This window comes from Rhizobium sp. AC44/96 (assembly GCF_001692185.1).
Taxonomy (GTDB): Bacteria; Pseudomonadota; Alphaproteobacteria; order Rhizobiales; family Rhizobiaceae; genus Rhizobium.
This window is the reverse complement of the sequence record NZ_LXKO01000025.1, coordinates 52,284-77,668: the sequence shown is the minus strand read 5'-3', so window position 1 is coordinate 77,668 and position 25,385 is coordinate 52,284. Positions and strand designations below refer to the sequence as shown.

Annotated in this window: 23 protein-coding genes and 1 pseudogene; 12 read left to right on the top strand and 12 right to left on the bottom strand. The window is 59.8% G+C overall.

The window, feature by feature from the left end; all coding sequences use genetic code 11:
* Positions 1 to 83 precede the first annotated feature (83 nt).
* The 9 genes from A6U87_RS17960 (at position 84) to A6U87_RS17920 (ending at position 7,656) form a co-directional block, all read left to right on the top strand.
* Positions 84 to 707: a GntR family transcriptional regulator gene (locus A6U87_RS17960; RefSeq protein ID WP_065692973.1), complete on the top strand. Its 624-nt coding sequence runs from the start codon at positions 84 to 86 to the stop codon at positions 705 to 707.
* Positions 708 to 909: 202 nt separating this feature from the next.
* On the top strand, positions 910 to 1,884 hold the full coding sequence (bioB, locus tag A6U87_RS17955; protein WP_065692654.1) for a biotin synthase BioB: 975 nt from the start codon (positions 910 to 912) through the stop codon (positions 1,882 to 1,884).
* On the top strand, positions 1,881 to 3,026 hold the full coding sequence (locus tag A6U87_RS17950; RefSeq protein WP_065692653.1) for an 8-amino-7-oxononanoate synthase: 1,146 nt from the start codon (positions 1,881 to 1,883) through the stop codon (positions 3,024 to 3,026). Before bioB ends, A6U87_RS17950 begins: the two co-directional genes overlap by 4 nt.
* The gene (bioD, locus tag A6U87_RS17945; RefSeq protein WP_065692652.1) at positions 3,023 to 3,661 is read left to right on the top strand and encodes a dethiobiotin synthase; all 639 of its coding nucleotides are present in this window, start codon (positions 3,023 to 3,025) and stop codon (positions 3,659 to 3,661) included. The genes A6U87_RS17950 and bioD overlap by 4 nt, the downstream gene beginning before the upstream one ends.
* Positions 3,658 to 4,926, top strand: coding sequence for an adenosylmethionine--8-amino-7-oxononanoate transaminase (locus tag A6U87_RS17940; protein WP_065692651.1), 1,269 nt, complete (start codon positions 3,658 to 3,660; stop codon positions 4,924 to 4,926). Before bioD ends, A6U87_RS17940 begins: the two co-directional genes overlap by 4 nt.
* Complete coding sequence (locus tag A6U87_RS17935) at positions 4,923 to 5,912, top strand: beta-ketoacyl-ACP synthase III (protein ID WP_065692650.1); 990 nt, start codon at positions 4,923 to 4,925, stop codon at positions 5,910 to 5,912. Before A6U87_RS17940 ends, A6U87_RS17935 begins: the two co-directional genes overlap by 4 nt.
* 107 nt (positions 5,913 to 6,019) lie before the next feature.
* Positions 6,020 to 6,472 carry an aspartate 1-decarboxylase gene (gene panD, locus A6U87_RS17930; RefSeq protein ID WP_065692649.1) on the top strand — a complete coding sequence of 151 codons (453 nt, stop codon included), beginning with the start codon at positions 6,020 to 6,022 and terminating at the stop codon, positions 6,470 to 6,472.
* A gap of 511 nt (positions 6,473 to 6,983) precedes the next feature.
* A complete protein-coding gene (locus A6U87_RS17925) occupies positions 6,984 to 7,244 on the top strand; it encodes a type II toxin-antitoxin system prevent-host-death family antitoxin (RefSeq protein ID WP_065692972.1) in 261 nt (86 codons plus the stop codon).
* Positions 7,234 to 7,656 carry a hypothetical protein gene (locus A6U87_RS17920; RefSeq protein ID WP_065692648.1) on the top strand — a complete coding sequence of 141 codons (423 nt, stop codon included), beginning with the start codon at positions 7,234 to 7,236 and terminating at the stop codon, positions 7,654 to 7,656. Before A6U87_RS17925 ends, A6U87_RS17920 begins: the two co-directional genes overlap by 11 nt.
* A 238-nt stretch (positions 7,657 to 7,894) precedes the next feature.
* Here the strand turns inward: A6U87_RS17920 and A6U87_RS17915 are convergent.
* A pseudogene (locus tag A6U87_RS17915) lies at positions 7,895 to 8,473 on the bottom strand (electron transfer flavoprotein subunit alpha/FixB family protein); the annotation flags it as partial.
* Here A6U87_RS17915 and A6U87_RS29755 point away from each other — a divergent pair.
* Positions 8,375 to 8,716, top strand: a complete 342-nt coding sequence (locus A6U87_RS29755) for a hypothetical protein (RefSeq protein ID WP_141683991.1) — start codon at positions 8,375 to 8,377, stop codon at positions 8,714 to 8,716. The pseudogene A6U87_RS17915 and the gene A6U87_RS29755 sit on opposite strands and share 99 nt — an antisense overlap.
* Positions 8,717 to 8,785: 69 nt before the next feature.
* On the opposite strand, the gene A6U87_RS17905 is transcribed toward A6U87_RS29755, so the two are convergent.
* The 7 genes from A6U87_RS17905 to A6U87_RS17875 all read right to left on the bottom strand — a co-directional run bounded on the left by A6U87_RS17905 (position 8,786) and on the right by A6U87_RS17875 (position 15,945).
* On the bottom strand, positions 8,786 to 9,646 hold the full coding sequence (locus A6U87_RS17905) for a D-amino-acid transaminase (protein WP_065692646.1): 861 nt from the start codon (positions 9,644 to 9,646) through the stop codon (positions 8,786 to 8,788).
* Between the two features lie 61 nt (positions 9,647 to 9,707).
* Positions 9,708 to 10,625, bottom strand: a complete 918-nt coding sequence (locus tag A6U87_RS17900; protein WP_065692645.1) for a serine hydrolase — start codon at positions 10,623 to 10,625, stop codon at positions 9,708 to 9,710.
* 28 nt (positions 10,626 to 10,653) lie between these two features.
* Positions 10,654 to 11,619, bottom strand: a complete 966-nt coding sequence (locus A6U87_RS17895) for an ABC transporter ATP-binding protein (RefSeq protein WP_065692644.1) — start codon at positions 11,617 to 11,619, stop codon at positions 10,654 to 10,656.
* Complete coding sequence (locus A6U87_RS17890) at positions 11,606 to 12,601, bottom strand: ABC transporter ATP-binding protein (RefSeq protein ID WP_065692643.1); 996 nt, start codon at positions 12,599 to 12,601, stop codon at positions 11,606 to 11,608. The genes A6U87_RS17895 and A6U87_RS17890 overlap by 14 nt, the downstream gene beginning before the upstream one ends.
* A gap of 3 nt (positions 12,602 to 12,604) precedes the next feature.
* Entirely contained in the window at positions 12,605 to 13,426 is an 822-nt protein-coding gene (locus A6U87_RS17885) for an ABC transporter permease (protein ID WP_065692642.1), read from the bottom strand.
* Between the two features lie 3 nt (positions 13,427 to 13,429).
* Positions 13,430 to 14,365, bottom strand: coding sequence for an ABC transporter permease (locus tag A6U87_RS17880; RefSeq protein WP_065692641.1), 936 nt, complete (start codon positions 14,363 to 14,365; stop codon positions 13,430 to 13,432).
* Positions 14,366 to 14,436: 71 nt separating this feature from the next.
* Entirely contained in the window at positions 14,437 to 15,945 is a 1,509-nt protein-coding gene (locus A6U87_RS17875; protein ID WP_065692640.1) for an ABC transporter substrate-binding protein, read from the bottom strand.
* A 149-nt stretch (positions 15,946 to 16,094) separates the two neighbouring features.
* On the opposite strand from A6U87_RS17875, the gene A6U87_RS17870 reads away from it, so the two are divergent.
* Entirely contained in the window at positions 16,095 to 16,967 is an 873-nt protein-coding gene (locus A6U87_RS17870; RefSeq protein WP_065692639.1) for a LysR family transcriptional regulator, read from the top strand.
* 138 nt (positions 16,968 to 17,105) lie between these two features.
* On the opposite strand, the gene A6U87_RS17865 is transcribed toward A6U87_RS17870, so the two are convergent.
* The 4 genes from A6U87_RS17865 to A6U87_RS17850 all read right to left on the bottom strand — a co-directional run bounded on the left by A6U87_RS17865 (position 17,106) and on the right by A6U87_RS17850 (position 22,345).
* Positions 17,106 to 18,539 carry an NAD(P)(+) transhydrogenase (Re/Si-specific) subunit beta gene (locus tag A6U87_RS17865; protein WP_065692638.1) on the bottom strand — a complete coding sequence of 478 codons (1,434 nt, stop codon included), beginning with the start codon at positions 18,537 to 18,539 and terminating at the stop codon, positions 17,106 to 17,108.
* 15 nt (positions 18,540 to 18,554) lie between these two features.
* Positions 18,555 to 20,129: a Re/Si-specific NAD(P)(+) transhydrogenase subunit alpha gene (locus A6U87_RS17860; protein ID WP_065692971.1), complete on the bottom strand. Its 1,575-nt coding sequence runs from the start codon at positions 20,127 to 20,129 to the stop codon at positions 18,555 to 18,557.
* 439 nt (positions 20,130 to 20,568) lie between these two features.
* On the bottom strand, positions 20,569 to 21,465 hold the full coding sequence (gene yghU / locus A6U87_RS17855) for a glutathione-dependent disulfide-bond oxidoreductase (protein WP_065692637.1): 897 nt from the start codon (positions 21,463 to 21,465) through the stop codon (positions 20,569 to 20,571).
* Between the two features lie 520 nt (positions 21,466 to 21,985).
* Positions 21,986 to 22,345 (bottom strand): hypothetical protein, encoded by a 360-nt coding sequence (locus A6U87_RS17850; protein ID WP_065692970.1) that lies wholly within the window; start codon positions 22,343 to 22,345, stop codon positions 21,986 to 21,988.
* A gap of 273 nt (positions 22,346 to 22,618) precedes the next feature.
* On the opposite strand from A6U87_RS17850, the gene A6U87_RS17845 reads away from it, so the two are divergent.
* Positions 22,619 to 25,183, top strand: a complete 2,565-nt coding sequence (locus A6U87_RS17845; protein ID WP_244499526.1) for an SH3 domain-containing protein — start codon at positions 22,619 to 22,621, stop codon at positions 25,181 to 25,183.
* The last annotated feature ends 202 nt before the right edge of the window (positions 25,184 to 25,385 follow it).

Sequence of the window (25,385 nt, the reverse complement as noted above, 5' to 3'; positions counted from 1 at the left end):
CAACGTTCGCCCTCACTTCCGATTTCGGTGGGTGACCGACAGGCACGCTCGACAGCGAGTTCGACAGCTTTTATCTATAAATGATGACTGCTGCCACTGAAGACACAATCGCCAACCGGATCAGCCGCGTTCTCGCGGAGCGTATCATCACAGGTGCGCTCGAAGCTGGCAGCAAGCTCAGGCAAGACCACATCGCCGACGAATTCGACACCAGCCACGTTCCGGTGCGCGAAGCATTCCGGCGCCTTGAGGCTCAGGGCCTTGCGATTAGCGAAAGCCGCCGCGGCGTCCGCGTCGCCAGCTTTTCCAGGGCTGCGGTGGAAGAGGTTGCCCTCATGCGCTCGGTTCTGGAGGGACTGGCATTGCGCCACGCGGCGCCGCACCTGACGGCATCCATTCTGGACGAGGCAATGTCAGCCATGATCGCCGGTGATACCGCACCGGACGCGCGCACCTGGGATGAGGCAAACCGGCGTTTTCATCATCTGTTGCTGGCGCCATGCAAAATGCCGCGCCTGCTTACCACGATCGATGATCTGCAAATGGTGGGCTCGCGCTATGTGTTTTCAGCCTATGGCACGGACTGGACCCAGCGGATCGACTTCGATCATCATTCGATTCTCGACCATCTGCGAAAGGGCGAGGTCAACCAGGCCGTCGTCGTCCTGGAACGACATGTGCAGCGGATTGGTCCGATCCAGCGCTGATCCGGGTCTCGTGTAGAAAATCAGACGCCTAGTGCCCGAGGCCCTTCGCCGCACTCGCGGCTCAAAGAACTCGCCTCCAATTCGCGCCAAGATTGATTTTGAACCACCGATATTCCCCGGCTGGTTTGTTGCGCATCCTCTGCACGTTCATTTTTATAGATAATTATAGATTCTATCTATCATTAACGAAGAGGAGCATGGAATGGCGCAGGCAGACGCGGAGATAAAATCCAGAGTAAGCGAAGAAGCGGCCACTATTATCTATAATCTTCCATTCAACGATCTCCTTTTCCGCGCCCAGCAGGTTCATCGCGAGACCTTCGATCCAAACACCGTGCAGATGAGCCGTCTGCTATCCATCAAAACGGGCGGCTGCGCCGAGGACTGTGGCTACTGCAGCCAGTCGGCTCACTACCCGACGGGCCTCAAGGCTTCCAAGCTGATGGAGGTCAAAAAGGTGCTTGACGAGGCGCGCCAGGCTCGCGACGGCGGTGCGACACGCTACTGCATGGGTGCGGCGTGGCGCAGCCCGAAGGACCGCGACATGGACACGCTCGTCGCGATGGTTGAGGGCGTCAGGGCCCTTGGCATGGAAACCTGCATGACGCTTGGCATGCTCAACCCTGAGCAGTCCGCACGCCTCGCCGACGCCGGCCTCGATTATTACAACCACAACATCGACACCTCCGAACGGTACTACCCTGACATCATCACCACCCGCATTTTTGAAGATCGGCTGGAGACGCTCGTCAATGTCCGCGACGCGGGTATCAAGGTGTGCGCTGGGGGTATTATCGGCATGGGGGAGACTGTCGGCGACCGGATCTCCATGCTGGTCACGTTGGCCAATCTTCCCGCGCCACCTGAGAGCGTGCCAATAAACATGCTGATCCCGATCCCCGGATCGAAGCTCGCGAACGCCGCGCCGGTCGATCCGATCGACTTTGTGCGCACCATTGCCCTCGCTCGTATCCTGATGCCGAAGTCCCATGTCCGCCTGTCGGCCGGGCGTACTGATATGAGCGACGAGATGCAGGCGCTCTGTTTTTTTGCCGGAGCCAATTCGATCTTCGTGGGCGATACGCTCCTGACGGCTGACAATCCTGGCGAGGACAAGGATGCCATGCTGTTTCGACGCCTGGGTCTGCAGCCAATGGCTCTGGGGTCCCGCTCTTGAGCGCGGCGGCGCTCGCCCGGTTTGAGAAGACGCTCGCAGGCCTGCAGCGAAAGTCCCGCTTTCGCTCCCTCGTCGTGGGATCGGGCATCGATTTCGCCTCGAACGATTATCTCGGACTCGTCAATTCTCCCCGCCTAAAGGGGGCAATCACCGCGGCAATCAAGCGAGGCGTGCCCGTCGGCGCGGGTGGCTCGCGGCTGCTGCGCGGCAACCACATCGAACACGAGATGCTCGAAGCGGAGGCCGCGCAGTTTTTCGGCGCGGAGAGGGTGCTCTACTTCGCGAACGGCTATGCCGCGAACTCCGCGCTCTTTTCCACACTTCCACAGCGCGAGGACCTGATCGTCTACGATGCGCTGCTCCACGCAAGTGCGCTGGAGGGCATTCTCGCCAGCAAGGCCACGACATGTGCCGTGCCGCACAACGATGTCGGCGCCTTCGAACAGGCAATCCGGGATTGGCGCACGCGGGGTGGAAAGGGCGTGCCATGGATCGGCGTCGAAAGCCTCTATTCGATGGATGGCGATAGAGCGCCCTTGCGAGAACTGGCCGAACTTGCCCAACGATACGACGGCTTCCTTGTCGTCGATGAAGCGCATGCGACCGGCGTCTTTGGCAAAGATGGTCGAGGGCTTGCTGCCGATCTCGAGGTGAGAAGCAACATTCTGACGCTGCACACCTGCGGCAAGGCGCTCGGGGCCAGCGGTGCGCTGTTGGGTGGCCCCACCATCATGATCGACTACCTCGTCAACCGCGCCCGCAACTTCATCTACTCCACCGCGCCGTCGCCATTGACGGCCGCTGCTGTGCGCGAGGCGATCCGTATCGTTGCCGATGAGCCGGAGAGACGGACCCACTTGGATAGGCTCACCGGCTATGCAGGGGACCAACTGCAATCGCGGTTGGCCAAGATGCCAAGCGGCTCGCAGATCCTTCCTGTTGTGATCGGTGACAACGGACGCGCAGTTTCGATCGCCCGCCGGATGCAAGCCGAGGGGTTTGACATCCGTGCAATCCGCCCCCCCACCGTCCCCGAGGGGACGGCACGATTGCGGATCTCCATCACGCTGAATGTCGACGAGGAAAAAATTGCAGCGATGTTCGAACGGCTCTCAAAAGCACTGCAGGAACATGCACTATGACGGCTCGTTTTGTTATCAGCGGCACCGACACCGGAATCGGCAAGACCGTGTTCTCGGCGGCTCTCACCAACGCTTTGGGCGGCTATTACTGGAAACCTGTGCAATCCGGCCTCGATGAGGAAACGGATGCCGAAACTGTGGCCCGATTGGGGGCCGTGCCAGTAGAGCGCATCGTGCCTGAGGTATACAAGCTCGCAACCCCTGCCTCGCCACATCTCTCGGCCCGAATTGACGGAGTCTCAATCGACCCGCAACGGCTCGTGCCGCCGCAGGTCGACGGACCTCTCGTCATCGAAGGGGCAGGGGGCCTGATGGTTCCGCTCTCTGAGCGCCTGCTATTTGCCGATGTGTTCGCGCAGTGGAGAATCCCCGTCATCCTGTGCGCACGAACAGCGCTTGGCACGATTAATCACACGCTGTTGTCCATTGAAGCCATGCGGCATCGCGCGATCCCGATATTCGGCATCGCCTTCATCGGTGAGGAGAACCTGGAGACCGAGACGATCATCATCGAGTTGAGCGGTGTTCGGTCGCTCGGTCGATTGCCGCTCCTCGCGAGCCTGACGGCGACGGCTGTGAGCAAGGCCTTCCACGAGAATTTTGATCTCCCCACATTTTTGGAAGCCCGGCCATGACAAATCCGATCATCTGGCATCCGTTCACCCAGCATGCGCTGGAACCTCCCATGAAACGGATTGTCTCGACGGAGGGAGCCTATCTCTTCGACGAAGACGGCAATCGAATTCTCGACGCCATCTCGTCATGGTGGGTGATAACCCACGGCCATAGGCATCCTGTGATCATGCAGGCCATCCGCGATGCAACCGAGGCCTATGACCAAGTCATCTTTGCCGAATATTCCCATGAGCCCGCGGAACGCCTGGCCGAAGGGTTGGTTGCGGCTGCGCCACCTGGACTAAGACATGTCTTCTATTCCGACAGCGGCTCGACCTCCGTCGAGGTCGCTTTGAAGATGGCGCTCGGCTACTTCCACAACATCGGTGAGGCGCGAGACCGCATCGTCGTGATGGAGTACGGCTACCACGGGGATACGATCGGCACCATGTCCGCCGGTGAACGTGGCGTGTTCAACGCCGCCTATGCGCCACTGCTCTTCGGCGTCGACCGGATACCATTTCCCGAACCGGGGCTCGAGCAGCAGACGCTCGACGCCTTCGACGCCGTCTGCCGGAGAGGCAACGTCGCGGCCATCCTGCTCGAGCCGCTGGTTCTGGGTGCAGGCGGCATGAAGATTTACGCCCCTGACGTCCTCAGAGCTATCAGGCAAATCGCTGACCGGCATGGGTGCCTGGTCATCGCCGACGAGGTGATGACGGGATGGGGGCGAACGGGAACAATGTTTGCCTGCGAACAGGCAGGGGTTTCGCCGGACATATTGTGCACGTCGAAAGGATTGACCGGCGGCGCCCTGCCGCTGGCGGCAACACTTTGCACTTCCGATATTTTCAACGCACACCTGTCGACGGATCGGCGCAAGACGTTCTTCCATTCCAGCTCCTATACCGCGAACCCCATTGCCTGTGCCGCCGGTGTCGCGAACCTCCACGTGTGGAAGCATGAAGACGTCGGCGCACGTATCGAGGCGCTGGGAGAGCGCCATCGTGAGAGCTTGCAACGATTTGAGGGTGACGACCGGTTCTCCGGCGTCCGACAGGCGGGAACGATCGCAGCGCTCGACCTGAACGTGGCTGCCGGTGGCTATCTGGCCGATGTGGGTCCGCGCATGCGCAAGCTGTTTCGCGAGCGTGGTCTGCTCATCCGTCCGCTCGGTAATGTGATTTACCTCATGCCGCCCTATTGTGTCAGCGCTGCAGAGCTTACCAACGTCTATGATGCCATCGACGAGGTTGCCTCCATCATTCTCGGGAGGTCACGATGAGACCAGCCGCTTCCGCCCGCATGGCCGGGTTCGGGCACGCGGTGCCCGGTCGTTGTGTCTCCAATGCCGAAATCGAGACGACCTTGGGCCTCGAGCCAGGGTGGATAGAACGGCGGACAGGCATTCGCACCCGCTACTGGGCAAATGACGGCGATACTCTGAGCGGTCTCGCAGCAGAGGCTGGCCGAATGGCACTCAACAACTCGGGCGTTGCGTCGGATGATGTCGCCTTGACCCTGCTTGCGACCTCGACTCCGGATCATCTCCTTCCGCCCTCCGCACCACTGCTCGCCCATCACCTGGGCCTCAAGCGATCTGGCGCGATCGATCTTGCCGGCGCGTGCTCGGGCTTTCTCTACGCACTGACTTTGGCCGACGCCTTCGTGCGCCTGCATGGTCGCTCGGTCCTGGTGGTGGCGGCCAATATCTTGTCACGCCGTATCAATCCCAATGAACGTGCGACGGCCGTCCTGTTTGCCGATGCAGCAGGCGCTGTCGTACTGTCCCCATCCGATTATGGCGAAAGTGGACTGAGGTCGGTCGAACTCGCCGCCGATGGCAGCGGTTATGACCTGATCACCATTCCGGCCGGCGGTAGCAATCGACCGTTCACGAGTGAGATTCCTGGCGAGGAGTTTCTGATGTCAATGAAGGACGGGCGAGAGGTGTTTTCACGCGCCGTCGAAATGATGTCGCACTGTTCACAGCAGGCGCTTGCGAGGGCAGGACTGACAGCATCGCAACTCCACCGGTTTATTCCGCACCAGGCCAATAGCCGGATCTTCGATGCCATCTGTAGCAAGCTCGGCATTGAGCCATCGAGGACCGCGCGAACGATCGAGGCATTTGGGAATTCGTCGGCTGCGACGATCCCGCTCTCCCTGTCCGTCGCCAATTCGACAGAACCATTTGTTCGTGGTGAACAGTTGCTGCTTGCGGCAGCCGGTGCAGGGATGAGCGGCGGCGCCTGCCTATGGGTCACATGACCAACGAAGACGGGGCCGGTTTGGCCGATGCACAGCAGACACCAAATCCTCGTCGCAATTCTTTACACGCCCCATGAAGTCGAACGAAGAAAGACAAGGTTGAGAACATGAGAAAACTGGTCGCCGGCAAACTGCACGGCATTTATGTCACGGAAGCGAACCTCAACTATCATGGCTCAATTACCCTGGATCCGGATCATTGCGAGGAGGCAGGGATCCTGCCGATGGAATTCGTTGAGATCTGGAACAAGAATTCAGGTGCAAGAATTTCCACCTACGTCATCTTGGGAGAACGTGGCTCAAGGTGCTGCATTCTGAATGGAGCAGCGGCCAGAACCTGTCAGCCCGGCGACCAGATCATTGTTTGCAATTCGATCTATCTCGGGGAAGCGGAACTCACATCGCTGAAGCCGAGGATTTTGACCTTCGACGAAAACAACAATGTTCGCGACAGACTTAGTTACTCGGTAGCCCAGGAACACAACGGTCGCTACCAGTTCAGTATTCGCGACGAGAACAGCAATCTTCTTCCCATACCGGCATTGGTGTCGGACCGGTAGGGCAGAGCCCAACAGAAGCCGTGTCACGGGATCCGCACCTTATAATATTCAAATGGCACGGTCGCCAAGAGGGCGGGCGGCTCCCGGCGCGAAGGTATTCTGATACCACATTTGTGGCATAAGACAATTTATGGAACTTTTGCAGCTACATCAATTGAGAGGTGAAACGCTGCGCCCAACTACCCCTCCGCGCCATTCAAGAGGTGCTGGAGCGGAATGGTATCGAGTTCATTGCCGAAGACGGCCATGCAGGTGTTGGCGTGCGTTTCTCACAAGCCAAGAGCAACGGCGTTTAGAATCGAGTTGTTCCGGAGTTGTGCCTTCTGACTTGCGCTTGCGCGCGCCAGCGTTGAGGAATTCCCTCCTAGATTGTCGTGTAGAAATGCGCCGAAGCCAGTGCGGTGGCCCGGATTATCCGCATCGCAGTCTGGTATGACTTACGCCATCAAGCATTTTTCTTGCAAATATAGGAAATATGGATATTCTGGAAACTTCTCTCGGGGGTCGTTTCATGCGCCAGTTCACGACGGGTGACTTAAATAAACAGGTTGGTGACGTCACCGATGCTGCCAGCCGCGAGCCGGTCGTCCTGACGAAGCATAGGAAGCCGCGCTTTGTTCTTATGAGCTACGATCACTACGAGCGCCTGCGCACCGGCGGCGATAGTCGCAAAGTATATCGTGCGTCGGAAATGCCCGCTGATCATATAGACCTGTTTGAGGCGGAAATCGATCGTCTGGCGCGTGGCGAGGGCTACGGCGATGAGCCGTGATTTTCTCCCCGGCCAGATCATCACCTATCCGTATCTCTGGGCTTGGCAGAACGACCGCGGAGAAACAGAAGGACGCAAGTCGCGCCCGACGTGCGTCGTCGTCGCGGTCCGCAGCGCCAAGGACGGCCTCACGCACCTTGCTCTTCTCGCGGTCACGACGAAGCCGCCGCTTTCAGATCGAGTAGCCATTGACGTTCCTGATACGGAAGCACGCCGAGCAGGCTTGAGCGACCTGAAGCGCTGTTGGGTAATGATCGACGAGTACAATTACGATATCGCTGAGCGGTCGTGGTATATCGAGCCCGATGAAAACGTTATCGGCCGTTTCAGCAAAGCGTTCATGATGAAGATCGCAGCGTCGTTTGGCGAAGCCTCCAGAAAGTCGGGTCGCCGAATTAGCCGACTTGATTGATCTACCCGACAAGGATTCGGCAAGCAGGTGCGCTCAACTCAAGCAGATTTATTGGCCGTGATGGGATTCGAACTCAACGCCCAACAGGAAACATCCTAGCGCCTGACCCTTCTATCTTTTTTCCGGCTAGCAATTTTAGACTTCAGGTTGGATAGCGGGACGCTTGTCTCCCACCGCTCTCTCTTTCAAGAAAATGGACCCGCTATCATCGGGTTCACAAATACGTCAGGTCTGGAGCCTAGATGGTGTCACTCAGAACCGGCAATACATCGAAGATGTCCGCGACGAGGCCATAGTCGGCGACCTGGAAGATCGGCGCTTCTTCGTCCTTGTTGATGGCGACGATGACCTTCGATTCCTTCATGCCGGCGAGGTGCTGGATCGCACCCGAGATGCCGCAGGCGATGTAGAGGTCGGGGGCAACCACTTTGCCGGTCTGCCCGACCTGCCAGTCGTTCGGGGCATAGCCGGCATCGACGGCGGCGCGGCTGGCGCCAACGGCGGCACCAAGCCTGTCGGCGACCGGCAGGATGACTTCCTGGAATTTCTCGGCCGAACCGAGAGCACGGCCGCCGGAGATGATGATCTTCGCTGACGTCAGTTCCGGACGGTCGGAGGCCGAGAGAGAAGAAGAAAGGGCTGCCGTCGAGATAACCTCGACGACAGCAGCTGGGCCTTGGGAGGCCTGGGAGAACGAAGCCGTACGCACGGTGATGACTTGTCTGGCATCGGTCGATTGGACCGTCTGGATGGTGTTGCCGGCATAGATCGGGCGCTTGAAGGTATCTGCCGAGACGACTTCGATAATCTCGGTTATCTACGGCAGTTGATCTGGAGTCGCAAATCAGCAAAAGCCGGGACAAATCACGGCCGCAAAGGTCACGGAAACCGCTGGTTTGAGGGCAGGAACCGCACGATAGATCTGACGCTGCAACTGACACGCTACCCCGGCCTCGATGATCGCATCACCATCCTGTGCGCCGCCGACGAGGTCGATGCCGGACGATTGGGAAAGCGCCATCTGCGCGTTATTAATGCGCGCACACACGACCATTGCTGAAAAGATCGCCTTCACGTTCGATCCGTTGGTCGTCCACATGCATAAGTAGCGCTCGGGCCTCTGATTGCGTTACACCGCAGTCTTGCGCGCCTCGTCGAGATAGATCTCGCGGAGGCGGGTCGCAATCTGGCCGGGGGCGCCCGTGCCGATCGTCGCGCCGTCGATCTCGACCACCGGCATCACGAAAGTCGATGCGCCAGTGATGAAGGCTTCGTCAGCGCTCTGAGCTTCTTCGACGGTGAAGTTTCGCTCGATCACTTCCATTTGCGCTTCCTTGGCGTAGCGCAGGAGACTGGCGCGGGTGATGCCATGCAAGATGTCGTTCGACAGCGCGCGCGTGATGATCTTGCGACCCTTGACGATATAAGCGTTGTTCGCGGTGCCCTCGGTCACATAGCCGTCCTGCACGAACCATCCGTCGTCAGCGCCAGCCGTTTTTGCCATCATCTTGGCCATCGACGGGTAGAGAAGTTGTACCGTCTTGATATCGCGACGGCCCCAGCGAATGTCGGGGATCGAGATCACCTTGATACCGGTCTTCGCCTTCGGCGCGTTCACAAGAGTGGGAACCGACTGCGTGAAGAGGACGACAGTGGGCTCGACCTCATCGGACGGGAAGGCAAAGTCGCGATCACCCGGGTTGCCGCGCGAAATCTGCAGATAGACGACACCCTCGTTCAGGTCATTTCTCGCGACGAGCTCCCGGTGTATGGCGAGCAGCGCATCGAAAGACAGCGGATGGCGAATGCCCAACTCCGCCAGCGAGCGCTCCAGCCGCGCGACGTGGCCGCCGAAATCCAGAAGCTTGCCGTCGACCACCGAGGTCACTTCGTAGACGGCGTCTGCAAAAACGAACCCGCGATCAAAGATCGAGATCTTCGCTTCGTCTTCGGGCAGATATTCCCCATTCAGATAGACAATTCGGCTCATGTGTACAGCACTCACTCCAGGTGTCTGGTCGATCGGATCAGGCGCGTTGCCGTGCCAAGTGTCAGTTCAACAGCGCGTCGCAGAAGATGGTCCCCATCTCCGGCAGCACATTCGGATAGTCCTCGCATATCCCCTTGCCCTGCGTCATCAGGCAAACGATGATCGGGGCCTTTCCTTCGACAGCAACACGTATCAGATCGTGTTTGTAGTACGAAGCCCGCGGATCGCCCGTCCACGAATTCTGCCCAGCTTTGCTCCACAGCCGGGCGTCAGCGAGCACGCCGCCACCGAGGAACTCCGCGACCTGGAAATGCGGTTGCTTCGCTTCCATGCTGGCGCGATCGCGCAGGAGGATCGCCTGTGCCCTTTCACGCGCCTGGCCGGAGAGCGGAACCGTGCCGGCGAATATCTCATGGAACAGTCGTGCAGCCGCAAGCGGGGTCAGTGCATTCAGATATTCGCCCGAGCGGCCAGCATACTGAGCCTCGCGGCCATAGCGGATATCGTCCATGAGCTTCTGGGTAATGTTGCAGTTTTCGAATTCTGGCCAGCCAAGTTCATGGAAAAACTGGTTCAACCGCTCACGCTTCCGGCGCCATGTATCGAACTCCGGACCTTCCAGCAGCGTATCGCCTGTTGACCCGGTGATCAGATCGATCACGTAGTTCGTCCCCGTGTTCGACGACCACAGGATCATGTCACGCATCGCACGCGAGAGCTCCTCGTGATCGGTCACCCGGCCGGAGTCGATTGCATGCAGCACATGCACCAGATGAAAGGCCTTGACCAGGCTGCAGGGATAGCAACGCCAGTCACCGCGATAGGAATATCCGTCGGGCGTGTTGCCCGGACCATTTTCGCGCAGAGCGACGTAGCCGAAATTGTCGGCCGTAAGACCCCGATCTGCAAAGCGCTGGAGGAGCTCCGCGGTAATGCGTTCACAGCGGCCGGACCAATCGGCGTCGGATTTGAAAAACATCAAGAATACCTTCTGATAGACAAATGGGTCACCCGGCAGTGCGGGCGGATTTCCAGCAACGGACGAGACCGCCCTCACCGACCGGCTGCATGGCCTGCGGCGATTGGCAGCCTACTTCCGCCAGCGAACAGCGTGGAGCAAAGCGGCAACCGGGAAGCACGGCGAAAGGGTCGGGAATCTCGCCTGCGATCGGCTCACGCACGGATTGCGAACGCCGCACATCCGGCACGGCCGCGATAAGCGCTTGCGTGTAGGGATGCCGGGGCGCGGCAAACAGGCTGGCGCTGTCCTGCAGCTCGACGATCTCACCCAGATACATCACGGCGACACGGTCGCAGAGATAACGGACGACATTCATATCGTGCGAGATGAAAATGATCGTCAGCCCTTTCTCGCGGTTCAGGCGCTTCAGCAGGTTGATGATCTGCGCTTGCACCGAAGCATCGAGCGCCGAGACGGGTTCGTCGGCAACGAGCACCTGCGGATCGGCGCACAGAGCTCGCGCGATCGAAACGCGCTGGCGCTGGCCACCGGAGAGGGCGTGGGGAAACTTCAGCGCAGTTTCGGGGACGAGACTGACCTCTTCCAGGACCCGCTGAACATCGGCTCGACGCTCACTGCGCGTCGAGCCGGGGTGATAGTGAGCGATCACCTCTTCGAGCTGAGCGCCGATCGTGATGCGCGGATTGAGCGAGGAGTACGGATCCTGGAACACCATCTGCAGGCGGCCGTCGCGATCAGGGCCGTCCAACGGCTTGCCGTCGAACACAACGCGCCCACCATCGCTGGCCTGCAGCCCCACGCCAATGCGCGCCAGCGTGCTCTTGCCGCAGCCGGATTCCCCGACGATGCCCAGTATTTCACCGGGTTCGACGCCCAGATCGACGCCACGGACGGCGTGGAGATAGACCTTTTCGCGCCCGGCAAGCATGTCCAGAAGACCCCACTTGACCGGAAAGCGCCTCTCGACCTTCTGAAAATCAAGCAGCGACATGAGAGACCTCATTCAGAATGCAGGCGTCGAGATGACCCTCGGCAGCACCGGGACGCGGATGCAGCGCCGGCGCCGTCCCGACTACGCACTCCTGCCGAACGTACGTACAGCGCGGAGCGAAGCGACAGCCGTCGGGCGGCGAGATCAGGCTGGGAGGAGCACCCTTGATCGGAACCAGTTCGCTCTCCCGACTGACCTGTCCCGGCAATGCGGCCAACAGGGCGCGGGTGTAGGGATGCGAGGGCGCATCGAGCACTTCACGTACCCTGCCCGTCTCGACCACGCGCCCGGCATACATCACCGCCATCCGGTCGCAAATCTGGGAGACCACTCCCAGATCATGCGTGATCAGAATGATCGACGTGCCCAGGCTGTCGCGCCGTTCCTTCAGCAGCCGCAGGATCTGATCCTGCACTGTTACGTCGAGCGCGGTCGTCGGTTCGTCGGCAATGATCAGGCGCGGGCGCAGAGCCAGCGCCATGGCGATCACGACCCGCTGCCGCAACCCGCCCGAAAGCTCATGCGGATAAGCGTCAAGCCGTCGCTCCGGCGACGTGACATGCACATCACGAAGAAGCTGCAGTGCCGCTTCCCGGGCCTGCGCGCGGGTTACCTTGCGATGACGCCGGATCACTTCGGCAATCTGATTTCCGACGCGCATGGTAGGGTTCAGCGCCGTCAGCGGGTCCTGGAAGATGAACGCGACGTCGCGCCCGCGCACCTTCGCCAGTTGGCTCTCGCTCATGCGTGCCAGATCGCCGGCCCCTTCGAGACATATTTCGCCGCCTGCGATGCGAGCCGAGGCGCCGCCGAAAAGACGCACGATCGAGCGACAGGTCGCCGACTTGCCACAGCCGGATTCACCGACGATGCCGAAGATCTCGCCGGGGTGGACATCGAAGCTTACCCCGTCCACCGCCCGGGCGACACCGGACGGGCTGCGGAACTCGGTGACAAGGTCGCGGATGGTCAGAAGGCTCATGACTTACCCCTTCGGCTTGAGTGCTGCGGCAAGCCCCTCGCCCGAAAGCGAGAAAGCAATGCCGATCCAGACGATGGCGAGGCCGGGAAAAATGGTCATCCACGGGGCTTCGCGCATGTAGTCGATGCTTTCGACGATCAGCAGCCCCCACTCCGGCGCTGGTGGCTGTACGCCAAGCCCGAAGAAGGACATGGCAGCGACCGCCTGTACGGTCAGAACCACGTCGGACATCGAGTAGACCAGAGCAGGCGTAACCGTGTTCGGCAGAATGTGGCGCAGCATGACGCGCGACTTGCCGAAACGTAGAACGCGCGTCGCTTCGATGAATTCCAGCCGCGAAACCAGGAGCGTCTCGCCGCGCACAATGCGGGCATACCCGATCCAGTTGACGATAAAGAAGGCGATGTAGAGATTGCTCTCGCTTGGGCCCAACACGCCGACGATCGCCAGGATCAACACGTAGAAGGGAAAAGCCCATACGATATCGGTAAGGCGCATCAGCGCGGCATCGACACTGCCGCCGAAAAAGCCGGCGACGAGCCCGATCATGATGCCCATGACCATTGGCCCGAAGACACAGATCAACGCCAGCCGCAGATCAAAGAGCGCGCCGGCCATGATCCGCGTGAATATGTCACGGCCGAAATTGTCGGTGCCGAACCAATGCGCGGCGGACGGCGGCTGCATTGCATTGCCGAAATCGAGTGCGAAGGGATCATACGGGGAAAGCATCGGGGTGAGGACCGTTGTTGCGACCGTCACCGCCAGCATCAGCAGTCCGATGGCACCGGCAGGGGTGCTCAGAAATTTGCGAAGGATGTGCATTGTTCAATCCAGCCGGACGCGTGGATCTGCCAGCGCGTAGCAGATGTCGGTGATGAGGTTGACGAGGACGACCAGGATGGCAAAGAACACCGTCAGGCCCCTGATCACCGGCAGATCTCGCGAAACGATGGCGTCGATCAGCAGGCTTCCGAGGCCCGGCACCGAGAAGATCTTCTCGACCACAACGGTGCCGCCGACGATCCAGCTTACCCGCACCCCGATGATCGAGATGGTGGAGATCAGGCTGTTCGGCAGGACATGGTGCAGGAAGACTTCATACCCGCGCAGCCCCTTGGAGCGTGCGGTATCGACATAGTCGGCCTTCATCGTGTCGATGAGGGCGGCACGCAGGCTCTGTTGGATCAGCGCCGCCGTGGACAGGCCCACCACCAGCGAGGGCAGAAACAGTCGATGCAGATTGACGAGGAAACCATCGCCGACACCACCGGTCGAAAACCACCCCATCCCGAGAGCAAGCCAGATGATCAGCACGTAGCAGAGCCAAAACGGCGGCATCGCAATCAGCACGACGAAGATCTGGCGGATGACATTGTCGATCAACCGACCGCGGTTTGCAGCCGCCAGAATGGCGAAAGGCAACGCGATCAGCAGCGCGATGACGGTGGAATATCCGACGATGGCGAGCGTGTACGGCAGGCGTTCGGCCACAAGAGTGATGATCGGCTGCTTGTGGAAGATCGAGATGCCGAAACTGCCGGTCAGGCAATCGTGGAGGAAGTACAGATATTGGACCCAGAGCGGCTTGCCGAGACCCCAGAGCTCCCGCATCGCCTGCAACTCTTCAGGGCTGGCTCTCGTGCCCATGGCACGTGACGCAGGATCGCCCGGCATGATCTGGAGAAGAAGGAAGCTGGCCAGTGTGATCCCGATCAACACGGGTATCAGCATGAGCAGACGTTTGAGAATGGCGAGTATCATGGTCTTCCGCTGGCAAGGGGCACGCTAAGGCTGGCAGATGCCCCCGCCACTATCAGGCGGGGGCACGCGTATCAGTTGGCGATCTTCACGTCTTCAAGCCGGAAATTCGAGGTCGGCAGGATCTCGAAACCCTTGACCTTGTCCTGGACGGCCCAGGCAGAGGCGGGATGATAGAGGAAGACATAGGGCGCGCCGTCATGCAGAATCTGGATCATCTGCTTGAACATCGCCCCGCGTTCAGGGCCGTTCACGGTCTTGCGCTCATCGGCGTAGAGCGCGTTCAGGTGATCGTCCTTCCACTGCGTGTGGTAGGCGTTCGCACGTTCCGGGTTGACCCCGACGAAGCCGATGATCTGGTCTGGGTCGATCGTGTCCGATGTCGTGTAGGAGACCGACATGTCGTAGTTGCCGGCCTTGGTGGTTTCCCACTGCGTGCCGCCCTCCAGCATCTGCACCTTCAGCTTCACGCCGACCTGCTGCAGCATCGCCTGCAGCGCGATCGCCGCGTTGCGGCTGGTTGCGGCACCGGAATCGACCACGACCTGCGCCTCAAATCCGTCCGCATAGCCTGCCTCGGCAAGCAGCTGCTTGGCTTTAGCAGGATCGTAGGCGTAAGGCTGGAGGCCCGGATCGGCAAAGGCCATGACCGGCATGGCGGAAGCGGCAGGTTTGCCCGCGCCGTAGAGCACGCCCTTTACCAGCGCATCCTTGTCAACGGCGTAGTTCAGAGCCTGGCGCACCCGGACATCGTCAAAAGGCCTGCGCGTGGTGTTCAGCTGCACGAAGTCGGCACGGTAAGGGATGGTCTGACCGACGGTAATGCCGTCCTTGGCATCCAGATCCTTGAGCTGGTTCAGCGGCGGGTCGAGCGCCACGTCCACTTCGCCGGCTTCCAGTTTCATCACGCGGGCAGATGGCTCGGTGACGACTTCCAGCACGGCTTCGTCGACGTACGGCTTTCCTGTTTGCCAGTAGTTCGGATTCTTTACCAGGTCCACGCGCGAGCCGCGCACCCGTGACTTCAGCATGAAGGGACCGGAACCGACCGGCGCTTCGAAGAATGCATCGCCTTTTGCTTCAACCTGAGCCTTGGGGAGGATTGCTGCGGCAAAGAGCGCCAGATTATTGAAAGCGGGGGTAAATGGCTGGGCAAGCTTCATCGTGATCTCGTGCTCGTTGCGGATCTCGAAGCTGGTAATCGGACGATAGAAACGTCCCCAGCCCGAAGCTTCAGATGCCGCGCGCTCGATCGAAAACTTGACATCTTCCGCCGTGACGGGTGTGCCGTCCGAGAACTTTGCGTCGCGGAGCTTGAAATTCAGCGTCAACCCGTCGTCCGAAATGGTCCAGCTTTCGGCCAATCCCGGCTCCAGCCCCTCGCCTGTCTTGTCGGGGCGGATCAGGGTGTCGAAGATCAGCAATTGCGTCCAGATCGATCCGTTATCGCTCGAAGCGATCGGATCGAGGCTGACCGGATCATAGCCCATCGCGACGTGCAAAGTCTGCGCATGAGCTGCCGCCCCGGCGAACGCAAACGCCGAAGCGAGAAGCAAACATTTCAAATTAAATCTCTGGATCATGAAAGAGGTTCCTAACCTTTCGTGGAGGACGCGTTCTTTTGAATCGGTCCCGGGCGATCGCGCAGTCGCCCCGGGTTGAGATGGATGTTAGACAAGCGCCCCCTACACGAATAATAATAAATAACTGGCCACCTATCAGCAGGTTGATAATGGATCTTCGCGAACTTGAACTCTTCGGAACCCTGATGCGGGTTGGAACCACAACCGAAACCGCCCGGCTGCTCGGGATATCGCAGCCCGGCGTCAGCGGACAGTTGAAGCGGTTGGAAAGCCGGCTCGGAGTTTCGCTGTTTCACCGCACCGGAAACCGCCTCGAACCGACCCATGAGGCGAATGAACTCTTTGCGCTGGCCGTGCCCATCTTCAACACGCATGCGCTGATCCGCTCCAAACTGCCCGCGTTGCGCAATCTGGCGTCCCGCCCGGTGTCGGTCTCCGCCACCCCGGCGCTCGTTGAAGGTTTTATCGGCCCGATCCTGATCCGCGCCGGATATCGCAATTGGAAAAAGCGGATCGTGCTCAGGGTCCACTCCCCAGAGGATGACTTGCGTAGCGGCGAAGCAGACATCGGCTTGCAGATGGCTCTACCGCCCAAGGCCGAGTTCCAGGCCTATAAGATCGGCCACATTCCGCTTGTCGCTGTCCTGCGCAAGGATCATCCCTTGGCGCAGATGAAGGAACTCACATGCGCGACAGTCTCAACGCATCCGTTGGTCTGCTACAACGCCGACTGGTCCCCGATGGGCGGCACGATCCGCGCTGCTTTTACGGCCCAAGGGCTCAGCTACGATCCAGCGTGCGTGGTTCCATTCTGCGCGAATGTCTGCAGCATGGTGCGCGCCTGCGGTGGAGTGGGGATTGTCGATGCCATGACCGTGCGGGACTACGTGATGCAAGGGCTTGTTTCGAGGCCGATCACCGACATTCCCAACGTATCCATCATAGCGTTTCACCGGCGCAACGAACCCTTGAGGGCGCCGGTACAGGATCTGCTGACCGCGCTAAGAAAGCCGGTGGCTTAGCTGCGCCGGTTAGGGCAGTTCGTCAGGGTGGGCAGTCGGCTGCACCGCGCTGAAGCGCCACCGGCGATCCCGGTCAAAGTGAAAGAGAGCCGCCGCTCACGCTGATGAGCGTCGGCCCTCGTATCTGGAAACTCTACACTATGCGATCTTGGGGATCAGATCTCCGACGGACTTTTTCGCATCGCCGTAGAACATGCGGGTGTTCTCCTTGAAGAAGAGCGGGTTCTCGATGCCCGAATAACCAGTCCCCTGGCCGCGCTTTGATACAAACACCTGCTTTGCCTTCCAAACCTCGAGCACTGGCATGCCAGCAATCGGAGAGTTCGGATCTTCCTGCGCCGCGGGATTTACGATGTCGTTCGAGCCGATGACGATCGCAACGTCAGTTTCAGGGAAATCCTCGTTGATCTCGTCCATCTCGAGAACGATATCGTAGGGAACCTTCGCCTCGGCCAACAGCACATTCATATGGCCCGGAAGACGGCCTGCCACCGGATGAATGGCGAAGCGAACCTCCTTGCCGGCAGCCCGAAGTTTGCGGGTCAGCTCGGAGACGGCTTGTTGAGCCTGGGCAACGGCCATGCCGTAACCCGGCACGATTACGATGCTGTCGGCGTCGTTGAGCGCGGACGCCACGCCTTCCGCATCGATTGCGACCTGTTCCCCTTCAATCTCCATTGCCGGTCCTGTAGTGGCGCCAAAACCGCCAAGGATGACAGAGACGAAGGAACGGTTCATCGCCTTGCACATGATATAGGAGAGGATGGCGCCTGAGGAGCCGACCAGTGCGCCGGTGACGATCAGGAGGTCGTTTCCGAGCGTGAACCCGATCGCAGCTGCAGCCCATCCGGAGTAGCTGTTCAGCATCGAAACCACCACCGGCATGTCGGCGCCGCCAATCCCCATGATGAGATGATAGCCAATGAAGAAGGCGGCAAGCGTCATGACGACGAGCGTCCAGGCGTCAGCGCCATTCACATACATCAGTAGCAGCATGACGGAGAGGATGGCGGCTCCGGCGTTCAGGAAGTGGCCGCCGGGAAGCTTCTTTGCCTTGCCGTCGACCTTTCCGGCCAGCTTGCCGAACGCGACAACCGAACCGGTGAAGGTCACTGCACCGATGAAGACGCCGAGGAATACCTCAACCTTCATGATGGAAAGCTCGACAGGTGTCTTGTGGGCAAGAATGCCGGCGAAACCACTGAGTGCCGCCCGTGCAGCCTCGTCGAGGCCTGCCACACTTTGAGCCTCGAGATGGGCGTTAAAGCCGATGAAGACCGCCGCCAGTCCCACGAAGGAGTGGAGAGCAGCCACAAGCTGGGGCATCTCGGTCATCTGCACCCGGCTTGCCACGTAGTGTCCAAGGACGGCGCCGCCGCCGATCATCAAGACGATGACGAACCAGTTGCCAACGCCTGGTCCGAAGACCGTCGCAACAACGGCCAGTGCCATTCCTGTTATGCCGTACCAGACGGCACGCTTTGCGCTTTCCTGCCCGGACAGACCGCCGAGCGACAGAATGAAGAGGACAGCCGCCGAGATATAGGCAGCGGAAACGATACCAATGGTCATATGATCCCCTACCGATCAGGACTTCTGGAACATGGCGAGCATGCGCCGTGTCACGAGAAAACCGCCGACGATGTTGATTGTGGCCACCAAGACAGACAGGGCGGCAAGTGACATGACGAGTTGGCTGCTGGAGCCGATCTGCAGCAGCGCTCCAAGGATGACGATACCGGAGATCGCGTTCGTCACGGCCATGAGCGGCGTATGCAGCGAGTGCGATACGTTCCAGATCACCTGGAAGCCGACAAAGCACGCAAGGACAAAAACCACGAAATGGCTCATGAAGCTTGCCGGAGCGTATGCGCCGACCAGCAGAAGCAGCGCCGTGCCGAAGACCAGGAGAAGGCCAAGATTCTTCGTCTGCTTCCTGAAAGCAGCAAGTTCCAACGCCCGCTTTTCATCCAGCGTCAGTTCCTTTGCCTTCTCCTTCGGCTTCTGAGCGGCGATCGCCTGCACTTTCGGTGGTGGCGGCGGATAAGTGATCGCACCTCCAAACGCGACCGTCGCCCCACGGATGACGTCGTCCTCCATGTTGTGAACGAGCACCCCGTCCTTGCCGGGTGTCAGGTCCGCGACCATGTGGCGGATGTTCGTCGAGTACAGCGTCGAAGCCTGCGCCGCCATGCGACTTGGGAAGTCGGTGTACCCAATGATCACCACACCGTTTTCCGAGACAGTGCGCTGATCGGGAATGGTGAGATCGCAATTGCCGCCGCGTTCGGCCGCAAGATCGACGATGACCGAGCCCGGTTTCATCATCGCAACCATGTCGGCCAACCAAAGTTTTGGCGCATCGCGACCCGGGATCAGTGCCGTCGTGATGACGATATCGATCTCTGGCGCCAGTTCCCGAAACTTCGCGAGTTGCGTCTCCCGGAATTCAGGCGACGAAGGCGCTGCATAGCCGCCGGTCGCAGCTCCGTCCTGCTGTCCCTCGGCAAAATCCAGGAACACGAATTCCGCGCCCATGGACTCGATCTGCTCTGCCACTTCAGGACGAACATCGAAGGCATATGTGATAGCACCGAGCGACGTCGCCGTCCCAATCGCGGCAAGGCCGGCGACACCAGCACCAATGACCAGAACCTTTGCGGGAGGGACCTTGCCCGCGGCCGTAACCTGCCCAGTGAAGAACCGGCCGAAATTGTTGCCGGCCTCGATGACCGCGCGATAGCCGGCAATATTGGCCATCGACGATAACGCATCCATCTTCTGGGCGCGCGAAATTCGCGGAACCATGTCCATGGCGATGACATTGGCACCCTGGTCTCGGGCCAGCCCCAAACCCTCGCTGTTTTGCGCTGGATAGAAGAATGAAATCAGCGTCTGATCCTGCCGAAGCGCTTTCAGTTCCGTCGCTTCTGGAGGACGGACTTTCGCAACGATATCGGCTTTGTCAAATAGCTCGTCGGCGGTCTCGACGACAACGACTCCGACGGCGCGATAAGCATCATCCGTGAAGCCGGCGGCCTTCCCCGCCCCGGCTTCCAGCAAGCACTGGTATCCCAACTTCTGAAGTTGTTGTGCACTATCTGGCGTCATCGCGACGCGCGCTTCCGCCAGGGCAATCTCCCTGGGAGAGCCAATTCTCAACACCATTCAATCTTCCGGTCGCCCGGCCCCTCTGCTCCAAAGACGAAACAAGTTTCAAATTCGGGCGATCAAGGATCAAGCTGCGGCGTTCTTGTCCAGTGCATGGACAGCCTAAGTCGAGGAATCTAATCGATATTAGGTCTCTTCAATCGATTTTATTTTGTGCTAAAATAGCGACATCGGGACGGTGATATATCTGTAGTCGGGTTTACTTCGCCGAACCACATGACTGCCAATCCCGCGAGTTGCCTCCAAGGGCGTCACAAACGAGCCCGGAATTCCGCACAGCAATCTCTCAACTCGATATAGGCTTGGTGGAAGGCGGTCCGAGCTCCGGGAGAAAGCGATCCTAAACGCACTTGCGACTCCGACGCCTTCATCCAGCGTGGAGCCGCAAGTCGATCTCTTGATTATCGTCGACTACGGGCGGCGTCGGCGATCAGGCTTGGCCGATCTTGTCCTGTGTCCTCGTATCAAAGTCGGAAGCGTCGTGGCGCTCATGCAGCTGCTCGGACGGGTCGCCGGACATCCGGTTGACCATGCGTCCACGCTTCACCGCCGGCCGCTCCGCGATCTCGGCGGTCCAGCGCTGGAGGTTGCGATAGCTCTGAACATCGAGGAAGCTGCCGGCATCCCCATAGGTCTTGCCCTGTGCGAGGGCGCCATACCAAGGCCAGATGGCGATATCGGCGATGGTATACTCGCTGCCAGCCATATAGCGATGGTCAGCCAGATGCCGGTCAAGAACGTCGAGCTGGCGCTTGACCTCCATCGAGAAACGATCGACCGCATACTGGATGAGCATCGGCGCATAGGCATAGAAATGACCGAAGCCGCCGCCGAGATATGGCGCCGAAGCCATCTGCCAGAAGAGCCAGTTCATGGTCTCGGTCCGGGCCTTGTGGTCCTTCGGCAGGAACGCGTCGAACTTGTTGGCAAGGTAGAGGAGGATCGAGCCACTCTCAAACACCCGGGTCGGCTCAGCCGTCGAATGGTCCACCAGTACAGGGATCTTCGAATTCGGATTGGCGCCGACAAAACCCGACCCGAACTGCTCGCCTTCGCCGATCTTGATCAGCCAGGCATCATATTCCGCGCCGGCATGGCCCGCTGCCAGCAGCTCTTCGAGCATGATACCGATCTTGACGCCATTCGGCGTCGCCAGCGAATAGAGCTGCAACGGATGCTTTCCGACCGGGAGCTCCTTGTCATGTGTCGCGCCTGCGATCGGGCGGTTGATATTGGCGAACTGTCCGCCATTCCCCTTCTCCCAGGTCCAGACCTTGGGCAGCTCGTATCCGGCGGGGAAGTTATTGGCGGGGGACTTCTCGGTCATCAGTATCTGTCCTTGCTCAGAAACACACGCATCGTGGAACCACAAACGAGCGCTATAGGTATGGTCGAGCGGGCGGCAATGCCATAGCGTTGCGCTGTTTTTTCTGGTGTTTTTGCGATGAGGCGCTTGCGCGTAGAGATGTAGATGAGAGGGCGATGTTTTCTCGCAGCCGTCCCCACGCTTAACTCTTCTCTCTGTGCAACCCTCTACGCGCTGAGGGCCAGCGACGGCCAAGAGCGGAGTCGCTTGAGACAAGCGAGGGGATGTCTGGAGCGGAGATGTCTAACGAAATGGCCCACCTAGATATCAATCGTCCACCGCGAACCTACAAGCTGGCGCCGAACGGCCTTGCGGAGACGGAAGAGGCCTAGGCGAGGATCATAGAGCGCAGGCAAGCGATGTCGCCGCTGCTGACCAACATGGCATCGATCGAGGAAGGTCCACCGGTGCAAATCTGGGCCTACCGTACTCGCATCCTCGACCACGTCCATCTTGCTGCGCTTGCCTCGCGCTTGATCTGTCACTTGACGTAAAAGACCATGTTCCCGTTACGCGCGCGCATCACCCACTCAATATCGTTCGGCGTCAACTTTTTCGCCTTGAGCTGCTGGACCAACCACTTGTTCGATCGAGCCGCCGCTCTGATGGCCTCGACATGCGCCGCACTTCCCGGCGAAGGGTGTGCACCAGTCTCTGCGAAATCAGCAATCCTATAGCTGACGACAGAAAGTCGCTTGCCGTGATACGTGCGTACGGCCCCGGGCAGGCTGTCGCTCCAGTTCATCCGGCGATATTCGCGTCGGTCCTGTTGTGCCTGAACCGGACCGGCGCCGGTCGCAGCCAGCGCGGCTATTCCAAGGATAAGTGCCAGGCGTTTCATGTCTCTGCCTCCCAGAACGAGATTGCTACGCCCCGCATAATAATCCCTGCTACCGACCTGATCATTGCGCATAATCAATACTCCTACGATGCACTTCGAGGCACTGCGCTGCCGCAGAAAATAACCGTCGCCCTGCTCGCGCACGAACTAACCGATAGGTCCGCTACATAGAGAATTCTACATTAGGTTGCACTGGACGAACGTGGCATGCCGACATACATTTCACTTCAGACTTGGGCCAAGTCGGCGTGACGCAATCGGGGGGATGGTATCATGCGCAAAATATGTGCCTATTTGACGATTGCCTCATTCTTCTCGACATCAGCATTTGCCGATCCCGCCGTGCTGACGGCGAACGTGAATTTCAGGACGGGGCCGGGCACCGGCTTCGAGGCCATGCGCGTCGTCAAACAGGGTGAAGAGGTCGATATCAAGGAATGCGACGCCGGCGCCGCCTGGTGCGCGGTGAGCTATGCGGGAACCAATGGCTTCGTCGCCGGAAAATACCTCAATCAGTCCAATACTAGCGCCCCTGCCTGGCCAAGAGTCTTCAACACCGAGAGCGGTGCGACCATTACGCTCTTTCAGCCACAGATAACCGATTGGACGGACTTCAAGCAACTTGACGCGCTCATCGCTACAGAGCTGAAGCTTCCGACGGACGCCAAGCCGCTTTATGGCATCATCGGCGTGTCGGCCAAGACAGTAGCTGACGATGAGAACGAGAATGTCACGCTGACGGAGGTGAAGGCCACGCGCGTGGAATTTTCGACGCTTGATCGGCAGCAATTGTCAGATTTGTCGCTAGAGGTCGGCAAGCTCATGCCGACCGATCCCATCGTTGTCTCGGAGGACCGGCTAACGGCGAGTCTCGCCGACTACAAGCGGCTCGTCGACGTCACCGACATCAAGGCCGATCCGCCGCCGATCTTCACGAGCGAAGTGCCGGCAATCCTCGTGCAGACGAATGGAAAGGCTGTCTCCGCGCCCGTAAAAGGCGTGCAGGGTCTTTCCTTTGTCGCCAATACGAACTGGGATCTTCTGAAGGTCGACGCGACAAGCACCTACTATCTCCGGGACGACCGGAACTGGCTTACGTCAAAAACGCTGGAATCCGGCTGGGTGGTAGCGGACACCGTTCCAGACGTCGTTTCCAACCTGCCTGATGATGACAACTGGAAGGATGCGAAGGCGGCGCTTCCGCCGGTTCCCTTTGCCGGAAAGCCCATCCCGAAGGTCTTTTATTCGGACAAGCCGGCGGAGCTGATGATCTTCGAAGGCAAACCGGCGTTCGAGCCGGTGCCCGGAACAGCTCTCGACTGGGTGTCGAACACGACGGGCGCTGTCTTCTATTACAAGCCGACCAAGGCGTGGTACACGCTTCTTTCGGGACGCTGGTTCTCATCGACATCGCTCAACGGTCCATGGACCTTCGCCACCGCCAGCCTGCCAAAGGATTTCCTGCGCGTGCCCGATGATGCGCCCTATGCGGCCGTGCGCGCGTCCATTCCCGGCACCTCCGAAAGTGCGGAAGCGCGCCTGAAGGCAAGCATTCCGAAGATGGCCCGCGTCTCGACCGATGGATCAGTGACCGTGGAGGTCAGCTACAGCGGTGAGCCGAAGTTCGAGCCGATCGAAGGCACGTCGATGTTCTACGCTGTCAATGCCAACGAGCAGGTGATCAAGGTCGGTGACAAGTATTTCGTGCTCAAGGACGGTATCTGGTTCGTTGGCGACACGCCGACCGGCCCCTTTGCCGTCGCACGTGCGGTCGCCGATGAAATCTACACGATCCCCCCTTCTTCGGCCGTCTATAACGCCACCTACGTTCGCATCTATGACACCGAGGATGATGCCGTCTGGTATGGCTACACACTCGGCTATCTCGGCGCCTACCTGGCATGGGACACGCTGGTGTGGGGTTCGGGCTGGTATTATCCGCCCTATTGGGATTACGACGATCCAGACCTGCCCTACTATCCGCCGCCGATAACCTACGGTGTCGGCGCATTCTATAATCCGGCTTACGGCGCCTTCGGCCGCTACGGCTATGCCTATGGGCCGAACCGTGGCCTGGTGGTCGGCGCTGCCTACAACCCGAAGACAGGAACCCATCTCCGGGCCGGCGCAGCCGCGGGACCGAACGGTGAGAGAGGCTTTATCGCGGCCTACAATCCGCGCACGGGTAATGCGCTCGTCGCGCGCGGCGGGCAGAATGTCTACGGCTCCTGGGGAAGCGTCTCCGTCAAGCATGGCGGTGAATTCGCCCGCATCAGCGGCGGATCGACCGGCAGTGCCGGCGGCCTCCGCTGGCGCAATTCGGAAGGTGACAAGGGCTTCATTGTTGGGAGCAAGGGCGGCGATGTCTATGCCGGCCGCGACGGCAACGTCTATCGACGCCAGGATGGCCAGTGGCAGAAGCATTCGTCGGATGGCTGGCAGCCGGTTGGGCCGCCGGAACGCGGAGACCTAAAGCGACCGGAGCAGCGGCCGGCGGCAAACAGACCACAGATCTCGCAACGGCCCGCGGGACAACGCCCGGCCAGCCCGCGCCACACCCAGCAGCGCTCTCTCGACCGGGTGCCTTCGCATCTGTCGTTTGACATGGATGGACGGCAGCTCGGCAACCGCAACGAACTGAACCGCGCCTATGGCCGAAGCCTGCCGCAAACAGGGGGAAACTTCCATAACTTCGACCGCGGCGGCAGTTTCCACGGTGGAGGCGGTGGCGGCGGGCGCAGCTTCCATGGAGGCGGCGGACGTGGCGGCGGCGCAGTCATGCGCGGCGGCGGTGGCCCTAGTGGTGGCGGCGGTCGTGGTGGCGGTGGGAGGCGGTAAAGAGGCAATTCGGCCGGACGTCAGGCTCAATTCTTGCCGGAGCCTCTACCGACTAGACTATCGCAGTAAACGCATCCTCAAAAACCGGTATACAGCTCTACTGCCGTGCTATCTTGATGAGGCATGATCTTCACGCGGCGAGCTTTCGCTCCCCAGAGCCATTGATCATCACTCGGCGCGCTGGAAAAGAGGTTTTGCGTTT